Raw genomic sequence first — 17996 nt, 5'->3', positions numbered from 1 at the left:
AGCATAATTTGACAGAATACGGAGGTGAGGAAAATGTCAGGAGAAGTTCTCTCCCAAAATGAAATAGATGCACTGCTTTCTGCAATATCAACGGGTGAAATGGATGCTGAAGAGCTGAAAAAAGAAGAAAAAGAGAAAAAAGTAAAGGTTTATGATTTCAAACGCGCGCTGCGGTTTTCTAAAGACCAAATCCGCAGTTTAACAAGAATTCATGACAATTTTGCAAGACTTCTTACAACTCACTTTTCTGCTCAGCTCAGAACATATATCCATATATCGGTCAGCTCTGTTGATCAGGTTCCATACGAGGAATTTATCCGATCCATACCGAATATGACGATCCTGAATTTATTCGATGTCCATCCGATGGAAGGCAGAATTATGATGGAGGTTAACCCGACAATTGCCTATACGATGATGGATCGTGTGATGGGGGGCATCGGGATCAGTCATAATAAGGTTGATAGTTTAACAGAAATTGAAACAAGAATTATTTCTAATTTATTTGAAAATGCACTGGGAAATTATAAAGAAGCTTGGCAGTCCATTGCTGATATTGAACCCGAAATGACTGAGTTTGAAGTGAATCCGCAATTTGTTCAGATGGTATCTCCTAATGAAACGGTTGTTGTTATTTCACTCAACACCCAAATCGGCGAAATCAGCGGTGTCATTAATCTTTGTATCCCGCATATCGTCCTCGAGCCGCTCATACCAAAGCTTTCGGTCCATTATTGGATGCAATCAGAAAGAAATGAACCGAAACCTGAGGAAACAAAGTCGCTTGAAAAACGTATCATGACAGCACAAATACCTGTCGTGGCCGAACTCGGCACATCTGAACTGACAATAGAAGAGTTTTTAAGTTTAGAAGTCGGAGACTGCATAACTTTGGACAAATCAGTAACAGATCCTCTTACTGTATTGGTCGGAGATAAGCCGAAATTTTTAGGACAAGCCGGCCGGGTGAATCGAAAACAGGCAGTGCAAATTTTAGACCACGACATAAGAGGTGAACAAGATGGAGAATAACAGATTATCTCAAGATGAGATTGACGCGCTTCTTAACGGCACGAGCAGCACACCTGACGAGCCTGAGGCTACGGAAGTGCATGACTTATCGGACATGGAGCGTGATGCGATCGGTGAAATCGGAAATATTTCATTCGGCAGTTCAGCGACAGCTTTATCCACGCTTTTAAATCAAAAAGTTGATATTACGACTCCAAACGTAACTGTCATCCCAAGAAGCAAAATCAGTGATGCGTTTCCTGAACCGTATGTTGCAATTGAAGTGAATTATACGGAAGGTTTCAGCGGCAGCAACCTGCTAGTCGTCGAACAAAGTGACGCGGCGATTATTGCGGACCTAATGATCGGGGGAGACGGGAAAGGTGCAGATCCTTCACTTGGAGAGATCCATTTGAGCGCGGTTCAAGAAGCGATGAACCAAATGATGGGGTCGGCAGCAACGTCAATGTCTACTGTATTCAGTAAAAAAATTGATATTTCACCCCCGCGTGTAGAACTGCTTGATGTAAATGAAGAAAAAGGAACAGACCGTATTCCTGCTGATGAAATGCTGGTTAAAGTTTCTTTCCGCTTGAAGGTGGGCGAGTTAATAGACTCTAACATCATGCAGCTATATCCGCTGACATTTGCTAAAGATTTGATCTCGAGCCTTATGAACACGGAGGAAAGTCCAGCTGAAGAAACAACGCCGGAGCCTGAGGTTACATATGAACAGCCGAAAGAGCCTGTGATGCCCGAGCCGCGGAACGAACCGCAGCAGCAAGCGCCGGCTAAAAGGCAGGGGAAACCGAAGAAAGCCGCGCCTGTTCAAGTTTCACCAGTGGAATTTTCATCATTTGATCCAAATGAGAGCTCACAAGCTCCTATAAACAATCTGGATATGCTTTTGGATATCCCGCTTTCGATCACTGTTGAACTCGGCAGAACGAAAAGAAGCGTAAAAGAAATTTTAGAACTTTCAGCCGGAAGTATTATTGAGCTTGATAAATTAGCCGGTGAGCCGGTAGATATTTTAGTGAATCAGCGTATCGTCGCCAAAGGCGAAGTCGTGGTCATTGAGGAAAACTTCGGAGTAAGGGTCACTGACATATTAAGCCAGGCAGAACGCATTAATAATTTAAAATAAAGAAACACGAGGAGAGAGAAAAAAATTATGGCACATAGAATTTTAATTGTAGATGACGCAGCATTTATGAGAATGATGATCAAAGATATTTTGGTAAAAAACGGTTTTGACGTAGTGGCAGAAGCCGAAAATGGCGCTCAGGCTGTAGAAAAATTTAAAGAGCATTCTCCTGACTTAGTTACAATGGATATCACAATGCCAGAAATGGACGGTATTACTGCACTAAAAGAAATTAAACAAATTGATGCTCAAGCTAAAATCATTATGTGTTCTGCCATGGGACAGCAATCAATGGTTATCGATGCTATTCAAGCCGGTGCTAAGGATTTTATCGTGAAACCTTTCCAGGCGGACCGTGTACTTGAAGCAATCAACAAAACATTAAGCTAAAGGGTGTACGACTGTTGAAAAAGAGTCAATGTTTCATTGCTTTTATATGTTTTTTCATTTTATTCAGTGTGCATCCGCTTGCTGCTGATGCGGCGGCATCTGATGATTCAACTGTAAACGAATGGTTTCAAAAGAAAGAGGAAAAGACCGCAGATAAGCCAGAGCAAAAGAAAGAAAAAACGACACAAACTGCTGATGAGACGGAGGGAGCTGCTGCTCCTTCTGTTTCAGCTTTTGATTTTGTGAAAATGATTTTCGCTTTATTGTTTGTCATCGCGCTGATTTACGGGCTTGTTAAGCTTATGAACAAAAGAAACCGGCTGCTAAAGCCTTTTCAATATGTTGAAAATATCGGCGGAACATCGGTTGGCCAAAACCGATCTATCCAATTGATTAAAGTCGGCAACAGTGTTCTCGTCGTTGGGGTAGGAGAGACGATCCAGCTCCTTAAAGAAATTGAGGATGAAAAGGAAATCGAAGTCATACTCAGCCAGCATGAAGAGGCGATGTCAAGCAAAATAGAGTGGCAAAAGCTTGTCAAACCCCTAAAGGGTTCTGAGAATCAGCCGCAGCAAAAGCTGCCTTCATTTTCAAAAGCATTAAAAGAGCAGCTTGAAGAGCTAAAACAAAACCGTTCAGAAGGAAAAAAGAAAGGCCCACGTCATCATGAATGAGTTTATAAATATTTTCAGTTCTAGCGATCCGGGTAACGTCAGTTCAACTGTTAAATTACTATTATTGTTAACTGTATTTTCAGTGGCGCCTGGAATATTGATTCTTATGACTTGTTTTACCCGCATCGTCATCGTTCTGTCGTTTGTCAGAACTTCACTGGCGACGCAATCAATGCCGCCCAACCAGGTCCTTATCGGCCTTGCGCTATTTTTAACATTTTTTATTATGGCTCCTACTTTTTCAGAGATTAATAAAGAAGCGCTGACACCATTGATGGACAATAAAATCAGTTTGGACGAAGCGTATACAAAAGCTGAGGAACCGATTAAAGAATTTATGAGTAAGCACACAAGGCAGAAGGATTTGGCACTGTTTATGAATTACGCGAAAATGGATAAACCCGAATCATTAAAAGATATTCCTCTTACAACGATGGTTCCCGCTTTTGCCATTTCGGAGCTCAAAACAGCGTTTCAAATAGGCTTTATGATTTTTATCCCCTTTTTAATTATTGATATGGTAGTGGCGAGCGTTCTGATGTCAATGGGGATGATGATGCTCCCTCCAGTTATGATTTCTCTGCCCTTTAAAATTTTACTTTTTGTTTTAGTAGACGGCTGGTATTTAATTGTGAAATCTTTGCTTCAGAGCTTTTAGGGTAGGTGCTAAACGTGAATTCAGAATTTGTAATTTCTATGGCGGAAAAAGCCGTATATGTAACGCTGATGATCAGCGCGCCTCTGCTTGCGATCGCTTTATTGGTCGGATTAATCGTCAGCATCTTTCAGGCGACAACTCAAATCCAGGAACAGACTTTGGCGTTTATTCCCAAAATCGTGGCAGTCCTCTTGGCACTGATTTTTTTCGGGCCATGGATGCTGTCGACCATCCTTTCGTTCACAACAGAGCTGTTTTCTAATTTAAATCGTTTTGCAGGGTAATACAGTGATGAATTCGATTATTGATTTATTTCCTGCTTTTTTATTGGTTTTTATTAGAATCTCTGCTTTTTTTGTAACGGTTCCGCTATACGGCCACAGAAACGTTCCGGCTGTTCATCGTATCGGATTTGCTTTTTTTCTTGCAGTCATTTGCTTCAGCACGATTGATAAACCTCCGTCTTTGGAGGTTGACGAGCAATATATGCTGCTGGCGTTTAAAGAAGCTTTGGTGGGTCTGTGTCTTGGTTTGATTGCTTATATGATGATTGCTGCCGTTCAGATAGCCGGTTCATTTATTGATTTTCAGATGGGTTTTTCAATTGCGAACGTTATCGATCCGCAAACGGGCGCACAGAGTCCATTGATCGGCCAGTTTATCTATACGATGGCTCTTTTGTTTATGCTGAGTGTCAATGCGCATCATTTGCTGCTGGACGGTATTTACTACAGCTTTCAGTATATTTCGGTTGATCAGGCATTTCCGAATTTTGGCGATGAAAAGTTTGCTTATCTTATCGCCAAAAGCTTTAATGCAATGTTTATTATCGCATTTCAAATGTCGGCGCCGGTTGTGGCCAGTTTGTTTCTTGTGGATCTTGCATTAGGCATCGTGGCCCGGACAGTTCCGCAATTAAATGTATTTGTCGTCGGTCTGCCTTTAAAGATTGCCGTCAGTTTTATCATGCTCATCGTATGTATGTCCGTTATCTTCGTCGTTGTTCGGAATGTTTTCGGCTTAACGATTGAAACGATGCGGAATCTTTTAGCATTGGTCGGTGTTTCTTAATGAAGCTAAGAATTGACCTCCAATTTTTTGCGGGAGAAAAAACAGAGAAAGCCACTCCGAAAAAACGGAAGGATACTAGAAAAAAAGGGCAGGTTGCAAAAAGCTCTGATGTGAATACCGCCGTTTCATTATTAGTCATCTTCCTTTCGTTTATTGCGATCGGCCCGTATATGAGAGACAGGCTGCTGTCATTTATAGAGACATTTTACACGGAGTCACTCACAATGAAGCTCTCAGAATCAAATGTGCATATCCTGTTTATCAGCTTATTAAAGGATACTGGCATTGTACTTGCTCCGATTCTGCTTGTTGCCCTTGTTGCAGGAGTTGTAAGCAACTATATGCAGGTGGGATTTTTATTTTCTACGGAAGTGATCCAGCCTAAGCTTGAAAAATTGGACCCGATAAAAGGCTTTAAACGGATATACAGCATGAGGGCGATTGTAGAGCTGCTTAAATCGATACTGAAAATTGCTGTTGTAGGGTTTGCGGCGTTTGTTGTGCTTTGGATGCACTATGGAGAAATTCTCCGCCTTCCGCTTCTGACACCTGAAGAAGCACTTTCCTTTGTTTCAAAACTCACCCTGTGGATGGGGCTGAGCGGAGCAGGGGCTTTGTTGATTCTTGCCGGACTCGATTATTTGTATCAGAGATTTGACTATGAGAAAAATATCAAAATGTCAAAGCAGGATATAAAAGATGAGTACAAAAAATCTGAGGGAGATCCGATTATTAAGTCTAAAATTAAGCAACGACAGCGGGAAATGGCGATGAGGCGGATGATGCAGGAAGTGCCGAAAGCTGATGTCATCATCACAAACCCGACTCACTATGCGATCGCACTTAAATATGACGAAGAAAAAATGGACGCGCCATACATTGTTGCAAAAGGTGTTGACCACCTTGCATTAAAAATAAGGAAGATAGCTAAAGAGCATGATGTCATGATGGTAGAAAACAGGCCGCTTGCCCGTGCGTTATATGATCAGGTTGAAATTGACCAGGCAGTACCGGAAGAGTTTTTTAAAGTCTTGGCAGAAATCTTGGCTTACGTATTTAAAACGAAACAAAAAGTAAATTGAATTTTACGATTCAAAAGGAGAGAAAAAACAGCATGTCAACAAGAGATTTATCCGTTTTAATAAGTGTTGTCCTCATTGTGGCAATGCTGGTGATACCATTTCCTCCATGGCTGTTAAGTATTTTGATCATTATTAATATTTCTCTTGCGTTGATCGTGCTTCTCACCACAATGAATATGCAAGAACCGCTGCAGTTTTCGATTTTTCCGTCACTGCTGCTGCTTTTGACCTTATTTCGTCTGGGCTTGAATGTGTCAACGACGCGTTCGATCCTTTCGCACGGCGAAGGAGGGAAGGTTGTTGAGACCTTCGGTAACTTCGTTGTCGGCGGAAATGTTTTAGTCGGACTTGTTGTATTTATTATCTTAATTATTATTCAGTTTATCGTCATCACAAAGGGCGCGGAACGTGTTTCCGAGGTTGCGGCAAGATTTACGCTTGATGCAATGCCAGGGAAGCAGATGAGTATTGATGCTGATTTAAACGCAGGCATGATTAACGAACAGGAAGCGAAACACCGCCGTGAAAAAGTAGCTCGAGAAGCAGACTTTTACGGTGCGATGGACGGTGCCAGCAAATTTGTGAAAGGTGATGCAATTGCCGGAATTATTATTGTGATGATCAATATCATTTTCGGAATCATTATCGGTATGCTGCAGCAAGGCATGGCGATACAAGAGGCAGCCTCTCATTTTACGATGCTGACTGTAGGAGATGGAATTGTATCGCAAATTCCGGCGCTGTTAATTTCTACAGCTACAGGTATTGTCGTGACAAGAGCAGCCTCCGAAGGAAACTTAGGTCATGACATCACAGGCCAGCTGTTCGCTTATCCAAAGCTCTTATATGTTACAGCAGCAACTATTCTGCTTCTTGGCTTGTTTACTCCAATTGGTATTCTCCTAACAGGGCCGCTTGCAGGGCTGCTTGCTTTTGGCGGTTATACGCTATCTAAAACAGGTAAGGAAAAAGAAGAAGTGGAAGAGATTCTTGAGGAAGAGGCTGAAGTTGACGAGCTCAAAAGCCCCGAAAGTGTTGTGCAGCTTCTGCATATAGATCCGATAGAATTCGAGTTTGGCTATGGTCTGATTCCGCTGGCGGATGCTAATCAGGGCGGGGATTTATTAGACCGAATTGTGATGATTCGCCGTCAGCTGGCGCTTGAACTTGGGCTTGTCATTCCTGTCGTGCGTATCAGAGACAATATCGCTTTGCAGCCTAATGAATACCGATTGAAAATTAAAGGAAATGAAGTAGCAAAAGGCGAGCTATTACTAGATCATTATCTAGCAATGTCGCCTACGCCTGAAGACGACCTGATTGAAGGGATCGAAACAGTAGAACCGTCGTTTGGACTTCCAGCCAAATGGATTGGCGAATCGGTGAAGGATGAAGCTGACATGCTGGGCTATACAGTTGTAGATCCGGCTTCAGTTGTCTCAACACATATTACAGAGAAAATTAAGCAGCATGCTCATGAATTAATCGGCAGACAGGAGACGAAACAGCTTATTGATCATTTGAAAGAAACGTATCCGGTCCTGGTGGAAGAGGTTACGCCAAATCCATTATCTGTCGGAGATATTCAGAAAGTGCTGGCTAAACTGTTAAAAGAAAAAGTTTCAATCCGCAATTTGGTAACCATTTTTGAAACGCTTGCCGATTATGGAAAACTGACAACGGACTCTGATCTTTTGACAGAGTACACAAGACAGGCACTTGCTAAGCAAATTACTGCCCAGTTTGCCAAAGAAAATGAAGTGTTAAAAGTGATCACTTGTTCCGGCCGTGTAGAAAAGGCAATTGCTGACGGTGTACAGCAAACAGAACATGGGAACTATTTGTCGCTTGAACCAGATGTGTCGGAAAGCATTGTGCGCTCTGTTGCAAAAGAAGCCGAACAGCTCTCAATACGGCAAGAGACTGCAATTCTTCTTTGCTCGCCTCCTGTAAGGATGTATGTGAAACAGCTTCTGGAACGATATTTTCCGGATCTTCCTGTTCTTTCTTATAACGAGCTTGAGGCTAATGTCGAAGTTCAAAGCATTGGAGTGGTGGATATTTAATGAAAATCAAAAAATTTACTGCTGCTTCAATGCAAGAAGCGGCACAGCTTATCAGAAAAGAACTAGGCAATGAAGCGGTTATACTAAATTCCAAAAAAATCAATAAGCGTAAATGGTTCGGGCTTTTAAAAAAACCGGCTGTTGAAGTGATTGCCGTATTGGATCAAGATTTTCTTGAGAAAAAAACAGCTGAAAAGGCAGCAGAGCCGAAACAAACGTCAAAACCTCCTGTCAGCAGTCCGAAAATAGAGGAGAGGATAATCCCTCAAATTCCGGCTCAATCTGAGCCAGGTGATTTTTCAGCATATCAATCCGTACTTCCTGAACCGCTCAGAAAAGCCGAACAGCTTTTGGGAGAAACCGGCGTTAATGAATCAATTAAGACCAGTACTATGAAAAAAATACTGCGATTCTCTGTTGAATCGGGCGGACTGACAGAAGAAAACGTGGCCGGTAAACTTCAGGATATACTGTGCGGGGCACTACCTCCAGCAGACAAGTGGCAGGAGCCCATTCGTTCGAAGTATATCGTGCTGTTTGGTTCGACGGGCGCGGGTAAAACAACAACGCTTGCAAAACTAGCAGCGTCTTCTCTGCTTGAAAAACAGAAAAAAATTGCTTTTATTACAACAGATACTTACCGGATTGCAGCAGTTGAACAGTTGAAAACATATGCCGAGCTGCTGCAGGCTCCTCTGGAAGTCTGTTATACCAAAGAGGAATTTCAGCGGGCGAAAGAATTATTTGCTGAATATGATCATGTATTTATCGATACAGCAGGAAGAAACTTCAGAGAACAGCAATATATCGATGAACTGAAAGAGACGATTCCTTTTGAAAGCAGCATTCAGTCATTTCTCGTTTTGTCAGCGACTGCAAAATATGAAGATATGAAACAAATTGTCAGACGTTTTTCATCTGTTCCTGTCAATCAGTTTATTTTTACGAAAATAGATGAGACTGCTTCCTTAGGATCTGTATTCAGTATACTGGCAGAATCAAAGATAGGCGCCGGATTTATCACAAACGGCCAGAATGTGCCGGAGGATATACAGACAGTCTCGCCGCGGGAGTTTGTAGGGATGCTGTGCAGATGAACAGATTTGACCAAGCAGCAACTTTACGGGCGAAAATGAAGAAGCGTGAGCGCGATCTGCCGATTGTTTTTGCACAGAAAGCTAAAACACTTGCAGTCATCAGCGGCAAGGGCGGTGTCGGAAAATCCAACATCACTTTAAATATGGCTCTTGCGCTGCAGGATAAAGGCAAGAAGGTACTGCTTATTGATCTTGATATCGGAATGGGGAACATTGATATATTAATGGGAAACTCGTCTTCCGCGACTATTATTGACGTTCTAACTGAGCGCAAGCCTTTTATGCAATCCATATCTACTGGGCCAAAGGGCCTTCGGTATATATCTGGCGGAACTGGGCTGGATGTGATGTTTCAGCTGGACCAGAAAAAATGGACCTTTTTTGCTAATGAGCTTTCTCATGCGTTAAGTCAGTTCGATTATGTACTGTTTGACATGGGGGCGGGCCTATCAAAAGACCAGCTGCCTTTTATTTTATCAGCAGAAGACATTTTGATCATAACAACCCCGGAGCCTACAGCCATTATGGATGCATACAGCGCTGTCAAACATTTAGCTTTGACAGGAAATCAGCTTTCAATGAAAGTAGCTGTCAATCGGTGCCGTGATCAAAAGGAAGGGCTTGACGCTTTTATCCGCCTTTCCCGGACCATTCACATGTTTTTAGGCGAAGCGGTTCAGTTTGCCGGTTCAGTCCCTGACGACGGGATCGTGAGCAAAGCAGTTGTCGAACAGGTTCCTTTTTTATTAAAAAGTCCTCAGGCAAAAGCCAGCCGGTCAGTCCGTCTCCTAGCGGACGCCTTGTTTGAAAGAGAAGAAACTAGACACAAAGAAGAAAAACAGACATTTATTGAGAAATTATCTTCTTTTTTAATGAGGAGGGCTTAATTTGATTCGTGTGCTTGTAGTTGATGATTCGGCTTTTATGAGAAAAATGATAAGTGATTTTCTAACCGAGGAAAAGCAGATAGAAGTAATCGGAACTGCGAGAAACGGAGAAGAGGCACTTAAAAAGATAGAATTGCTGAAACCGGATGTTATCACACTTGATATCGAAATGCCGGTGATGAATGGAACAGACACACTGCGGAAAATTATTGAGCTTTATCAGCTGCCGGTCATTATGGTTTCAAGCCAGACCCAGCAAGGAAAAGAGTGTACGATTAACTGTTTAGAGATAGGCGCCTTTGATTTTATCACAAAGCCATCTGGTTCTATATCTTTAGATTTATACAAAATTAAAGAACAATTAGTTGAGCGGGTCATCGCAGCCGGACTTTCCGGCCAGCAAAAAGCTGCGGCTCCGGCGGTCATTCGGCCTGAGCCTAAACGTATCGCTAAGCCTGTATTGAGTCAGTCAAAATCTGGCCCAGGCAGACATATTGTTTGTATCGGCACGTCAACGGGCGGACCAAGAGCGCTTCAAAAGGTGATACCAAAGCTTCCTAAGGATTTAAACGCGCCTGTACTCGTTGTACAGCACATGCCTGAAGGCTTTACTGCTTCTCTGGCTGATCGGCTGAACCATCTGTCTGACATTCGTGTAAAGGAAGCAAAAGATGGCGATGCAGCTCTTAACGGCTGTGTGTACATAGCTCCGGGGGGAAAAAACATATCCGTTATCAAAAACAGCGGCGGCCTTAAAATCGTTCTTGATAATCACGATACGCCAAGCCGTCATAAACCATCAGCAGACTACTTGTTCCGTTCTGTCGGCAAACTTACAGACTATGAAAAAGTAGCGGTCATTATGACTGGAATGGGAAGTGACGGTACTGCCGGTCTTAAGGACATGCTTGCGTCCGGCAATGTGAAAACCATTGCAGAGTCTGAAGAATCTTGTGTTGTATTTGGGATGCCGAAAGCAGCCGTTAAGGCGGGCCTTATTCATGAAATTAAACATGTGGAAGATATCGCAGCATCCATCACAAGCTGTGTGAAAAAAGAGAGGGTGTGATTCAAATGGATATGAATCAATATTTAGATGTCTTTATTGATGAAAGTAAAGAACATTTACAAACATGTAATGAAAAGCTTCTCCTTTTAGAGAAAGACCCGACAGACCTTCAGCTCGTCCACGATATATTCAGGGCTGCCCATACATTAAAAGGTATGAGCGCAACGATGGGGTATACGGATTTAGCCCATTTAACCCATCTGCTTGAAAACGTATTGGATGCTTTTCGAAACGGAGATATGGCAGTTACATCAGACTGGATGGATATCTTGTTTGAAGCGCTGGATCATCTGGAAGCAATGGTTCAGTCTATTATTGACGGCGGGGATGGTAAAAGAGACATCTCTGAAGTGAGCGCAAAGCTTGACGTGAACGGTGCGCATGCTGAGACTGCTGCTTCAGCGGAACCTGCTGAAGCGAAGGGTTCAGCATCTGATTGGGGATATGATGAGTTTGAACGAACAGTGATAGAAGAAGCGGAGGAGCAAGGTTTCAAACGGTATGAAATCACAATTTCTCTGAAAGAAGACTGTATGTTAAAAGCGGTTCGTGTATATATGGTTTTTGAGAAGCTCAATGAGATCGGAGAAGTAGCCAAAACAATACCGAGTGCGGAAGTGCTTGAGACGGAAGATTTCGGCACTGACTTCCAGGTGTGCTTCTTAACGAATCAAACGGCTGAAGACGTTGAACAGATCATCAACGGAGTTTCAGAGGTCGAGCATGTTGAAATTATTCAGGGCTCGCCTTTACAACCAGCTGAAAAACCGGAGGAGCCTCAGGTGGATACACCAGCTGCTGCACCTGTTAGGCAGGACAAACCAAAGCAGCCTGCTAAAAACGATGAACAGTCGAAGCATACATCAGGCGGGTCTAAAACAATTCGTGTCAATATCGACAGGCTTGATTCTTTAATGAACTTATTTGAAGAGCTTGTCATTGACCGCGGGCGTCTTGAGCAGATTGCAAAAGAGCTTGAGCACAATGAATTGACTGAAACAGTCGAGCGAATGACGAGAATTTCCGGCGATTTGCAGTCTATTATTCTCAATATGAGAATGGTTCCGGTTGAAACTGTTTTTAACCGTTTCCCAAGAATGATTCGCCAGCTTCAAAAAGAGCTGAATAAAAAAATCGAACTCTCCATCATCGGTGCGGAAACAGAACTCGATCGAACAGTAATTGATGAAATTGGAGATCCGCTCGTTCACTTAATCAGAAACAGTATTGACCATGGAATTGAGTCTCCGGAAACACGTTTGCAAAAAGGAAAACCTGAGTCTGGAAAAGTTGTGCTGAAAGCTTATCACAGCGGAAATCACGTCTTTATTGAAGTAGAGGATGACGGGGCAGGCCTTAATCGCAAAAAAATCCTTGAAAAAGCGCTTGAGCGCGGTGTCATTACAGAAAGAGAAGCTGAAACCTTAGAAGACAATGAAATTTATGAATTGATATTTGCTCCGGGGTTCTCTACTGCTGATCAAATTTCGGATATTTCCGGGCGGGGTGTCGGGCTTGATGTTGTGAAAAATAAACTCGAGTCACTCGGCGGTTCAGTCAGTGTGAAATCTGCAGAAGGACAAGGATCACTATTCAGCATTCAGCTTCCGCTTACACTGTCCATTATTTCAGTTCTGCTGATCAAATTGGAAGAAGAGACATTTGCGATTCCGATTTCTTCTATAATTGAAACGGCAGTTATAGACAGAAAAGATATTCTGCAAACGCATGACCGTGAAGTAATCGATTTTAGAGGGCATATTGTCCCTGTCGTTTATTTAAAAGAAGAGTTTAAAATAGAAGATACAAGACAAGATGCGGAACAGCTCCATATCATTGTCGTGAAAAAAGGCGACAAACCTACTGCATTTGTGGTGGACTCCTTTATTGGCCAGCAGGAAGTTGTGCTGAAATCACTCGGAGATTATTTAACAAACGTCTTTGCAATTTCCGGAGCTACTATTTTAGGAGACGGAGAAGTAGCGCTCATTATCGATTGTAATGCACTGATTATTTAACCATACGAGGAGGTGTCTCACATGACTGCAGAAATTAAAACAGGCGAAAAAATGATTGTCTTTATGGTAAATGGCAAAGAATATGCCATTTCTGTCACTCAGGTGAAATCAATTGAGAAATGGCAAAAGCCAACGAGAGTGCCAGGCGTTGAACCTTATATTTGCGGAGTGATCAATTTGCGCGGCGTGGTGACTCCGGTTATTGATTTAAGAAAGCGTCTCAGCTTGCCTGAGTATGAAATTACCGATGAAACACGAATTATCATTATTGCTTATCGTGATATTGAAGTCGGCTGGATAGTGGATGAAGCAAATGATGTTATAACAGTTCATGAAAGTGAAATAGAATCCGCTCCGGAAAGTGTTCAAAAAGACACGTATGTGTCGATCAAACAGATTGTAAAACAAGAGAACAGGCTCTTAAATATTATTGATGCAAATGCGGTTTTGGATAAAGAATCATCTCAGTCCGCTGTGCCCGATCAAGCTTAATCTTAAAGGGGTTATGACATGAGTATTTTTAATGGAATCAAAGAAGAGCAGATGGACATTTTGCGGGAAGTCGGCAATATCGGAGCCGGCCACTCTGCTTCTGCAATGGCCCAGCTGTTAAATAGAAAGATTGATATGGAAGTCCCGTTTGCAAAGTTACTATCGTTTGATGAACTTGTAGACTTTTTCGGCGGAGCAGAAATGCCGGTCGCCAGCATCTTTTTAAGAATGGAAGGCGATTTGACGGGCTCAATGTTCTTTATAATGCCTTTTTATCAGGCGGAGCAGTTTATCAGAGAGCTGATCGGCAACCCGGATTTTGATATAGAAAACCTGGGTGAAGATCATATGAGTTCTTCCGCTTTGCATGAACTGGGCAATATTTTAGCAGGATCATATTTAACGGCATTGGCTGATTTGACGAAACTCCAGCTTTACCCGAGTGTTCCAGAAGTTTCACTGGACATGTTCGGTGCTGTCATCAGTGAAGGTCTGATGGAGCTCAGTCAGGTTGGGGAACATGCAATTGTTGTTGATACGTCAATTTTTGACCAAAGCCATCAGCAGGAGCTAAAAGCGCATATGTTTATGCTGCCGGACTATGATTCATTTGAAAAGCTCTTTGTCGCCTTGGGTGCTTCATTATGAATACAACTGAGGCTGCTGTTGTAAAGGTTGGGATTGCGGACGTGAAGATCGCCCGCTTCCCGGATTCAATCCGGACGTCTGGCTTAGGGTCGTGTGTAGGGCTGGTGCTTTACGATAAAGAAAAGCAAACGGCGGGGCTTGTCCATGTCATGCTGCCGGATTCGACGTTATCAAAAACAGCTGAACTCAATCGGGCAAAATATGCCGATACCGCTGTAAAAGCTACGATTGATATGCTGGTAGAAGCGGGCTGCCGAAAGTTTGCGTTAAAAGCAAAGCTTGCCGGCGGATCAGAGATGTTTAAATTTAAAATGACGAATGATTTGATGAAGATCGGACCGAGAAATGTCTTAGCGATAAAGGAACAGCTGTCATTATATAATATTCCGATTATCAGTGAAGATACGGGAGGCTCAAGCGGCCGTACGATAGAATTTGAACCGAAGTCCTGTATGCTGCATATTCGAACTGTTAAACAAGGTGAAAAAACGATTTAATTAAGGTATTAGGGGGATAACAATGCAATCCTTGAATTATGAAGATCAGGTGCTTTGGTCGCGCTGGAAAGAGTGGAAAGATCCTAAGGCCGGTGATGATTTAATGCGCCGTTACATGCCGCTTGTCACATATCATGTAGGCAGAATTTCTGTCGGACTGCCAAAATCAGTGCATAAAGACGATCTTATGAGCCTTGGTATGCTTGGTTTATACGATGCCCTTGAAAAATTTGACCCCAGCCGGGACTTAAAATTTGATACCTACGCCTCGTTTAGAATTCGCGGTGCAATTATTGACGGGCTTCGTAAAGAGGATTGGCTGCCCAGAACCTCGCGTGAAAAAACAAAGAAGGTTGAAGCGGCGATTGAAAAGCTTGAACAGCGCTATCTTCGGAATGTATCGCCCGCAGAAATTGCAGAGGAACTCGGAATGACGGAACAGGATGTAGTGTCAACAATGAATGAAGGTTTTTTTGCAAATCTGCTGTCAATTGACGAAAAGCTTCATGATCAGGATGACGGGGAAAACATCCAGGTCATGATCAGAGATGACAAAAATGTCCCGCCGGAAGAAAAGATCATGAAAGATGAGCTGATTGCGCAGCTTGCGGACAAAATTCACGAACTCTCTGAAAAAGAACAGCTTGTGGTCAGTTTGTTCTATAAAGAGGAATTGACATTGACGGAAATCGGACAGGTATTGAATCTTTCTACGTCCCGTATATCACAAATACATTCAAAGGCACTATTTAAATTAAAGAATCTGCTTGAAAAAGTAATTCAATAAAGAATCCTCATGATTAGCGAGTGAAAAACATGTCAACACTATTATGGCTTTTAAGCTTCACGCTTCATGGCGTTCTTCTGTACGCTGTCATTATCCTGTATATGAGGCTCGCAGCTGTGAAAGAAACAGAAAAACAGCAAAAGAAGCTGCTGGAAGAGACGGAGAACACACTTGCGGCATTTCTTCTTGAACTAAAAGAAGAAAATGAGAAGTTGATAGACAACTTGGATGTACCTTCTGTTCAAACTGAAGAAAAACAGAAGGAAGAGCATCAGCAGGCTGAACAACATTCAGAGCGAGGTGCTGTTCAGGAAGAAGACAACGCTCTTCCCGAGCATATCGAAGGTCTGATCAACGAGGTTGAGAGGGCGGAAGAGAACGTAAACAGCGATGCCCGATCATTTGAAGATGAAGTTATGGCATTATACGAACAGGGATATTCAGCTGGTGAAATTGCTCAGAAATTGAAAAGCGGAAAGACAGAAATCGAGCTATTTTTAAAATTTCGCTCCAAAGCTGTAAAGGATTCTTGATTGTCGCATAAAGCTGTGTTATATTATGTCTTGGTGTTAAATACACACGCTTAACGATTTATGCAGAGGGTGCTGCAGGCGGCAGTTCTGCACAAAAATGACCTAAGCGGAGGAAAAAAACCATTATATTAGGAGGAAATAACATGTCAGTCATTTCTATGAAGCAATTGCTTGAAGCTGGTGTTCACTTCGGTCACCAAACACGCCGTTGGAACCCAAAAATGAAGCGTTACATTTTCACGGAGCGTAACGGAATCTACATCATTGACCTTCAAAAAACAGTCAAAAAAGTAGAGGAAGCTTACAACTTCACTAAAAATCTTGCTGCTGAAGGCGGAAGAATCCTTTTCGTCGGCACAAAAAAACAAGCTCAAGATTCTGTTAAAGAAGAAGCTCAACGCTCTGGCATGTACTATGTCAACCAACGCTGGTTGGGCGGTACATTAACAAACTTTGAAACAATCCAAAAACGTATTAAACGTCTTAAAGACATTGAAAAAATGCAAGAAAACGGTACGTTTGAAGTACTTCCTAAAAAAGAAGTCGTTCAATTGAAAAAAGAATTAGAGCGTCTTGAAAAATTCCTAGGCGGAATTAAAGAAATGAAGGATCTTCCTGATGCATTGTTCATCATCGATCCTCGCAAAGAGCGCATCGCTGTTGCGGAAGCTCGCAAATTAAACATCCCTATCATCGGAATTGTAGATACTAACTGTGACCCTGATGAAATCGATGTTGTTATTCCTGCGAACGATGACGCTATCCGCGCTGTTAAACTTCTAACTTCTAAAATGGCAGATGCAATCTTAGAAGCGAAGCAAGGCGAAGAAGAAGCGGAAGTTGCTGAAGAAACTGCACCAGAAACTGAAACAACAACTGCGTAACCTATTCAAAAGGTGATAAGAGGGACTGCCTTTTATCACCTTTTTTCAAGAAAAATGTCATGATACATATCTTGTTTAAACATATAAGGAGGAATACAAATGGCTATTACTGCACAGCAAGTAAAAGAACTGCGTCAAAAAACTGGCGCGGGTATGATGGATTGTAAGAAAGCTTTAACTGAAACTGATGGAGATATGGACAAAGCAATTGACCTTCTTAGAGAAAAAGGAATTGCAAAAGCAGCGAAAAAAGCTGACCGTATCGCAGCAGAAGGTTCAACTCTTATTAAAACTGACGGCAACAAAGGTGTTATTTTAGAAGTAAACTCTGAAACTGATTTCGTTGCGAAAAACGAAGGCTTCGTAGAGCTTCTTAACACATTGGCTGACCACCTTCTTGCAAACACTCCTGCAGATGTTGAAGAAGCAATGGGCCAAAAAATGGACAACGGCTCTACTGTAGAAGAGTACATTACAAGTGCAGTTGCTAAAATCGGTGAGAAAATCACGCTTCGCCGCTTTGCTGTTCTTACAAAAGATGACAGCTCTGCATTCGGTGCTTACCTTCACATGGGCGGACGCATCGGCGTATTAACTGTTCTTAACGGTACAACTGACGAAGAAACTGCGAAAGATATCGCAATGCATGTTGCTGCGGTTAACCCTCGTTACATTTCTCGTGACCAAGTATCAGAAGAAGAAACAGACCATGAGCGTCAAATCTTAACTCAGCAAGCTCTTCAAGAAGGAAAACCTGAAAACATCGTAGCGAAAATGGTTGAAGGCCGTCTGAACAAATTCTTCGAAGAAATTTGTCTTTTAGACCAAGCATTCGTTAAAAACCCAGATGAAAAAGTGAAACAAGTTGTTGCAGCGAAAAACGCAACTGTTGAAACTTTCGTTCGCTATGAAGTTGGCGAAGGTATCGAAAAACGTCAAGAAAACTTTGCTGAAGAAGTAATGAACCAAGTGAAAAAATAATGGT

Annotated in this window: 20 protein-coding genes; all 20 read left to right on the top strand. The window is 42.4% G+C overall.

What is annotated here, in order from left to right; all coding sequences use genetic code 11:
• Positions 1-33: 33 nt before the first annotated feature.
• The 20 genes from fliM to tsf all read left to right on the top strand — a co-directional run bounded on the left by fliM (position 34) and on the right by tsf (position 17992).
• On the top strand, positions 34-1032 hold the full coding sequence (gene fliM / locus ACQVGS_RS13370) for a flagellar motor switch protein FliM (protein ID WP_106020703.1): 999 nt from the start codon (positions 34-36) through the stop codon (positions 1030-1032).
• Positions 1022-2158: a flagellar motor switch phosphatase FliY gene (gene fliY, locus ACQVGS_RS13365; protein ID WP_106020705.1), complete on the top strand. Its 1137-nt coding sequence runs from the start codon at positions 1022-1024 to the stop codon at positions 2156-2158. The genes fliM and fliY overlap by 11 nt, the downstream gene beginning before the upstream one ends.
• Positions 2159-2185: 27 nt before the next feature.
• Positions 2186-2548, top strand: coding sequence for a chemotaxis protein CheY (cheY, locus tag ACQVGS_RS13360; RefSeq protein ID WP_010334256.1), 363 nt, complete (start codon positions 2186-2188; stop codon positions 2546-2548).
• 14 nt (positions 2549-2562) lie between these two features.
• The gene (fliZ, locus tag ACQVGS_RS13355; protein ID WP_044155883.1) at positions 2563-3222 is read left to right on the top strand and encodes a flagella biosynthesis regulatory protein FliZ; all 660 of its coding nucleotides are present in this window, start codon (positions 2563-2565) and stop codon (positions 3220-3222) included.
• Positions 3215-3880 (top strand): flagellar type III secretion system pore protein FliP, encoded by a 666-nt coding sequence (gene fliP / locus ACQVGS_RS13350; RefSeq protein ID WP_024121406.1) that lies wholly within the window; start codon positions 3215-3217, stop codon positions 3878-3880. Before fliZ ends, fliP begins: the two co-directional genes overlap by 8 nt.
• A 14-nt stretch (positions 3881-3894) precedes the next feature.
• Positions 3895-4164, top strand: a complete 270-nt coding sequence (gene fliQ / locus ACQVGS_RS13345; protein ID WP_010334259.1) for a flagellar biosynthesis protein FliQ — start codon at positions 3895-3897, stop codon at positions 4162-4164.
• A 7-nt stretch (positions 4165-4171) separates the two neighbouring features.
• Positions 4172-4951 (top strand): flagellar biosynthetic protein FliR, encoded by a 780-nt coding sequence (fliR, locus tag ACQVGS_RS13340; RefSeq protein WP_024121407.1) that lies wholly within the window; start codon positions 4172-4174, stop codon positions 4949-4951.
• Positions 4951-6033: a flagellar biosynthesis protein FlhB gene (flhB, locus tag ACQVGS_RS13335; RefSeq protein ID WP_024121408.1), complete on the top strand. Its 1083-nt coding sequence runs from the start codon at positions 4951-4953 to the stop codon at positions 6031-6033. The genes fliR and flhB overlap by 1 nt, the downstream gene beginning before the upstream one ends.
• 32 nt (positions 6034-6065) lie before the next feature.
• Positions 6066-8099 (top strand): flagellar biosynthesis protein FlhA, encoded by a 2034-nt coding sequence (flhA, locus tag ACQVGS_RS13330; protein ID WP_024121409.1) that lies wholly within the window; start codon positions 6066-6068, stop codon positions 8097-8099.
• Positions 8099-9196 carry a flagellar biosynthesis protein FlhF gene (locus ACQVGS_RS13325; protein ID WP_101863335.1) on the top strand — a complete coding sequence of 366 codons (1098 nt, stop codon included), beginning with the start codon at positions 8099-8101 and terminating at the stop codon, positions 9194-9196. Before flhA ends, ACQVGS_RS13325 begins: the two co-directional genes overlap by 1 nt.
• Positions 9187-10083: a MinD/ParA family protein gene (locus tag ACQVGS_RS13320; protein WP_106020709.1), complete on the top strand. Its 897-nt coding sequence runs from the start codon at positions 9187-9189 to the stop codon at positions 10081-10083. The genes ACQVGS_RS13325 and ACQVGS_RS13320 overlap by 10 nt, the downstream gene beginning before the upstream one ends.
• Before the next feature lies 1 nt (position 10084).
• On the top strand, positions 10085-11152 hold the full coding sequence (cheB, locus tag ACQVGS_RS13315; RefSeq protein ID WP_106020711.1) for a protein-glutamate O-methylesterase CheB: 1068 nt from the start codon (positions 10085-10087) through the stop codon (positions 11150-11152).
• Positions 11153-11157: 5 nt separating this feature from the next.
• Complete coding sequence (cheA, locus tag ACQVGS_RS13310) at positions 11158-13170, top strand: chemotaxis protein CheA (protein ID WP_106020713.1); 2013 nt, start codon at positions 11158-11160, stop codon at positions 13168-13170.
• A 21-nt stretch (positions 13171-13191) separates the two neighbouring features.
• Complete coding sequence (gene cheW, locus ACQVGS_RS13305) at positions 13192-13662, top strand: chemotaxis protein CheW (RefSeq protein WP_024121414.1); 471 nt, start codon at positions 13192-13194, stop codon at positions 13660-13662.
• Between the two features lie 18 nt (positions 13663-13680).
• A complete protein-coding gene (gene cheC, locus ACQVGS_RS13300; RefSeq protein ID WP_024121415.1) occupies positions 13681-14310 on the top strand; it encodes a CheY-P phosphatase CheC in 630 nt (209 codons plus the stop codon).
• Positions 14307-14807: a chemoreceptor glutamine deamidase CheD gene (gene cheD / locus ACQVGS_RS13295; protein ID WP_106020715.1), complete on the top strand. Its 501-nt coding sequence runs from the start codon at positions 14307-14309 to the stop codon at positions 14805-14807. The genes cheC and cheD overlap by 4 nt, the downstream gene beginning before the upstream one ends.
• Positions 14808-14829: 22 nt before the next feature.
• Positions 14830-15594, top strand: a complete 765-nt coding sequence (gene sigD, locus ACQVGS_RS13290) for an RNA polymerase sigma-28 factor SigD (protein WP_010334270.1) — start codon at positions 14830-14832, stop codon at positions 15592-15594.
• Positions 15595-15623: 29 nt separating this feature from the next.
• Complete coding sequence (locus tag ACQVGS_RS13285) at positions 15624-16127, top strand: Swarming motility protein SwrB (RefSeq protein ID WP_106020717.1); 504 nt, start codon at positions 15624-15626, stop codon at positions 16125-16127.
• Between the two features lie 143 nt (positions 16128-16270).
• Positions 16271-17011 (top strand): 30S ribosomal protein S2, encoded by a 741-nt coding sequence (rpsB, locus tag ACQVGS_RS13280; protein ID WP_024121418.1) that lies wholly within the window; start codon positions 16271-16273, stop codon positions 17009-17011.
• A 99-nt stretch (positions 17012-17110) separates the two neighbouring features.
• Positions 17111-17992, top strand: a complete 882-nt coding sequence (gene tsf, locus ACQVGS_RS13275; protein WP_024121419.1) for a translation elongation factor Ts — start codon at positions 17111-17113, stop codon at positions 17990-17992.
• Positions 17993-17996: the final 4 nt, after the last annotated feature.

This window comes from Bacillus sp. SD127 (assembly GCF_058566445.1).
The sequence above is the reverse complement of the archived record's forward strand: the minus strand, read 5'-3'. Positions and strand labels throughout refer to the sequence as shown.